The sequence below is a fragment of the Trinickia sp. genome (assembly GCF_051961175.1).
Lineage (GTDB): Bacteria > Pseudomonadota > Gammaproteobacteria > Burkholderiales > Burkholderiaceae > Trinickia.
Window position 1 is genome coordinate 1 of record NZ_JBQCDN010000053.1, and the last position, 3,367, is coordinate 3,367.

Annotated in this window: 3 protein-coding genes and 1 pseudogene; 1 reads left to right on the plus strand and 3 read right to left on the minus strand. The window is 62.3% G+C overall.

Features of this window, described 5'->3' with window-relative positions:
* A pseudogene (locus tag ACTHL0_RS03260) lies at positions 1-289 on the plus strand (polyphosphate kinase 1); the annotation flags it as partial.
* A gap of 121 nt (positions 290-410) precedes the next feature.
* Here ACTHL0_RS03260 and phoR read toward each other — a convergent pair.
* The 3 genes from phoR to phoU all read right to left on the minus strand — a co-directional run bounded on the left by phoR (position 411) and on the right by phoU (position 3,302).
* Positions 411-1,724 (minus strand): phosphate regulon sensor histidine kinase PhoR, encoded by a 1,314-nt coding sequence (gene phoR, locus ACTHL0_RS03265; RefSeq protein ID WP_440565160.1) that lies wholly within the window; start codon positions 1,722-1,724, stop codon positions 411-413.
* Positions 1,725-1,872: 148 nt separating this feature from the next.
* Complete coding sequence (gene phoB / locus ACTHL0_RS03270) at positions 1,873-2,574, minus strand: phosphate regulon transcriptional regulator PhoB (protein WP_102611634.1); 702 nt, start codon at positions 2,572-2,574, stop codon at positions 1,873-1,875.
* A 23-nt stretch (positions 2,575-2,597) separates the two neighbouring features.
* Positions 2,598-3,302 (minus strand): phosphate signaling complex protein PhoU, encoded by a 705-nt coding sequence (gene phoU / locus ACTHL0_RS03275; protein WP_440565161.1) that lies wholly within the window; start codon positions 3,300-3,302, stop codon positions 2,598-2,600.
* Positions 3,303-3,367: the final 65 nt, after the last annotated feature.

Consider the following 3,367-nt stretch of genomic DNA (forward strand, 5'->3'; position numbering starts at 1 on the left):
CTTTCTCGAACATCATCGGATCTTCTACTTCTTCGCCAGCGGCGAAGAGCGCGTGTATTTGTCCAGCGCCGACTGGATGGACCGCAATTTCTTCCGCCGTGTCGAAGTCGCGTTTCCCATCAAGGATCGGCGCCTGAAACGCCGGGTCATCGCGGAAGGGCTCTCGGCCTTGCTCGGCGACAATCAATCGGCGTGGGTCATGCAAAGCGACGGCCACTATCGGCGCAGCCGCCCCGGCAAGACCTCGCGCAATGCGCAGCTCAGCCTGCTCACGAAATTCGATTGCTGATCCCGTTCGACCGGCTCGCTATGCGGGCCGTCCCGCCGGCTTGCGCAACCCGCGAGCCTCCCGTACCAGGCCGCGGCACGAAGGGCGCGCAATACGAGGCTGGCGGGTCCTGACTCGTCGATCAGGCGTGCGCCGGTTGTCTGCGCGTCGTGCGCTGCACGGGAAAGCGCACGCTGAAGGTACTGCCTTTGCCCTCTTCGCTTTTCACTTCGAGCGTCGCATCGTGCCGTTGCAGCACGTGCTTGACGATCGCCAGGCCCAGCCCCGTGCCGCCCGTATCGCGCGAGCGGCTGCGATCGACGCGATAGAAGCGCTCAGTCAAACGCGGAATGTCGGCTGCGGGAATACCAAAGCCGGTGTCGGTCACCGAAAACACCGCCTCCCGGGCCGCCTGTTTCCAGGTGACGTCGATCGAGCCGCCGTCGGGCGTGTAGCGGATCGCATTCGTCACGAGATTACCGAGTGCGCTGAGCACTTCCGTCTCCACGCCGGTGACGGTCAGGCCGTCGTCCGCCGCGATCGTGATTCGATGACGCCCGCCCGACAGCGTCGACGCATCCTCGCGAATATGCGAAATGACCGCACGCATATCGATCGCTTGATCGCTCGGCGGCATCACGTTGCCTTCGAGCTTGGCAAGGACAAGCAGATCGTCGACGATATTGCGCATGCGCGACGCTTGCTGGTCCATCAATTCCAGGTAGCGTTCGCGGTCGTCCTCGTCGAGCGGCAATTCGCGCATCGTTTCGAGAAAGCCCGAGAGCACTGTCAGCGGCGTTTTCAGCTCATGCGAGACGTTGGCGACGAAATCGCGCCGCATGGCGTCCGTGCGCTCCAGTTCGGTGATATCGGCCGACAGCACGAGCTTGCGATTTTCCCCGTAGGGGAACGCCTGCACGGAGACCACGTTCTGCCGCTTATCCCCCATGCCGCGCATGATCAGCATGTGGTCGTACTCGTGAGAGTTCAGATACCGCACGAAATCGGGATGCCGCACGAGGTGCGTGATGTGCTGACGCAAATCGCGCTTCGCATCGAGCCCGAAATGCTCCTCGGCGATGGCATTGCACCATTCGATCTGGTCGTGATCGTCGAGCATCGCCACCCCGTTCGGCGACGCTTGAATCGCTTGAATGAAGCGCGAATGCTGCTGCTCGACCTGGCGGACCTGCGCATGCCAGCGCTTGGCGAGCTTATGAAGCCGGTAGTAGATTTCGCCCCAGATGCCGGGTGCGCTGGGCACCTCGCCGTAGACGGGCGCATCGAGCAGGCGCCACAGCCGCTGCGTGTGATACGTCGCAAACAGGCTTTGCGCGATCAACGCCGCGACCGCGAAAATCAAGGCCGCGCGGACGCTCGCCACGGCCGCGATCGCCGCGCAGATGAGCGCAAGCAGCAAGAGCGATACGATCGAGCGCGCCCAAATGATATTCATGAGGCTAGTGATTGTGTGCTGACGGAATGCTCATGCATTGCCGCGTCGGATGTCGCGTTGCGACACCCACCCCGCGCGGCATGCAGGCTCGGCGCCTATCGTGCTCAAAAGCGACTCAAAAGAGGCCCCAAAGTGCCCCAATCGCCGCTCAGGCGCTCTTGGCCAGACGGTACCCGCTGCCGCGCACCGTTTCGATCATAGCATCGCATCCCGCCGGCTTGAGTGCGGCACGCAACCGCTTGATATGCACGTCGACCGTGCGCTCCTCGACGAATACGTGATCGCCCCACACCTGATCGAGCAGCTGCGTGCGGCTGTGCACGCGCTCGGGATGCGTCATGAAAAAGTGCAGCAGCCTGAATTCGGTCGGGCCGAGATCGAGTTTGATCTCGTTGCCGGACGCATGCGCCGCGACACGGTGGGTTGCCGGATCGAGCTTGAGCCCGTTGATGGCCACCACGTCCTCGGTCAACTGCGGCGCGCGCCGGCGCAGCACGGCCTTGATGCGGGCCATCAGCTCCTTCGGCGAAAACGGCTTCGTGACGTAGTCGTCCGCACCGATTTCGAGGCCGAGCACCTTGTCCTGCTCGTCGCCACGCGCCGTCAGCATGATGATCGGGATGTGTTTCGTGCGCTCGTTATTGCGCAGATCGCGCGCGAACGCGATCCCCGACTTGCCCGGCAACATCCAGTCCAGCAAAACGAGATCGGGCAGCACGTCGCTGATCAACGCCTGGGCCTGCTCCGCGTTGTAGGCGCGAATCGGGCAGTGCCCCGCGTGCTGCAGGTTGACGGAAATCAGTTCGGAAATAGCGGGCTCATCTTCGATGATGAGAATGCTGCTCGGCATCGTCACCTACCTCTTGATACGTTTTAACTAAGGGCTTCACGTTCCAGGGCATCGCGCGATTTGTGGCGCACGTCGGTCCCCTTCACGATGTAGATGATGAACTCGGCGATGTTCTTCGCGTGATCGCCGATGCGCTCGATCGCCTTCGCGATGAACAGGAATTCGAGCCCCGCCGAAATCGTGCGCGGGTCTTCCATCATGTACGTCACGAGCTTGCGCACGAACGCGCGGAATTCCTCGTCGATCGCCTTGTCGTCGCGCACGATCTGCGCAGCGGCAACCGTATCGAGGCGGGCGAACGCATCGAGCGCACGGCGCAGGATCGACACGGCCATCTCGCCCGAGAGCTTGATCTCGGCGATATTGACGGTGCGCGACGTGCCGTCTTCCCTCAAACGTTTAACGCGCTTGGCGATCTTCTCGGCTTCATCGCCGGCGCGCTCGAGGTTCGTGATCGTCTTCGAGATCGCGAGCAGCAAGCGCAGATCGCGCGCGGCAGGCTGCCGGCGGGCGATGACATTGCTGCACTCCTCGTCGATCTCGACTTCCATCGTGTTGACGGTTTCTTCCGCCGCGATCACCTGATCGGCGACGTTCGCATCGAAATCGTTCAGGGCCTGCATCGCGCGCGTGATCTGCGCTTCCACCAGGCCGCCCATTTCCAATACCTTCGACGAGACGAGGTTCAGATCCGCGTCGAATTGGCTTGAAAGATGCTTGTCCGACATCGCTGTCTCCTTAGCCGAAGCGGCCGGTGATGTAATCCTCGGTTTCCTTGCGGACCGGCTTGATG

Bases quoted from the DNA above. Each gene is read 5' to 3' on its own strand.
- phoR (WP_440565160.1), bottom strand. From the start codon at position 1,724: ATGAATATCATTTGGGCGCGCTCGATCGTATCGCTCTTGCTGCTTGCG.
- phoU (WP_440565161.1), bottom strand. From the start codon at position 3,302: ATGTCGGACAAGCATCTTTCAAGCCAATTCGACGCGGATCTGAACCTC.
- phoB (WP_102611634.1), bottom strand. From the start codon at position 2,574: ATGCCGAGCAGCATTCTCATCATCGAAGATGAGCCCGCTATTTCCGAA.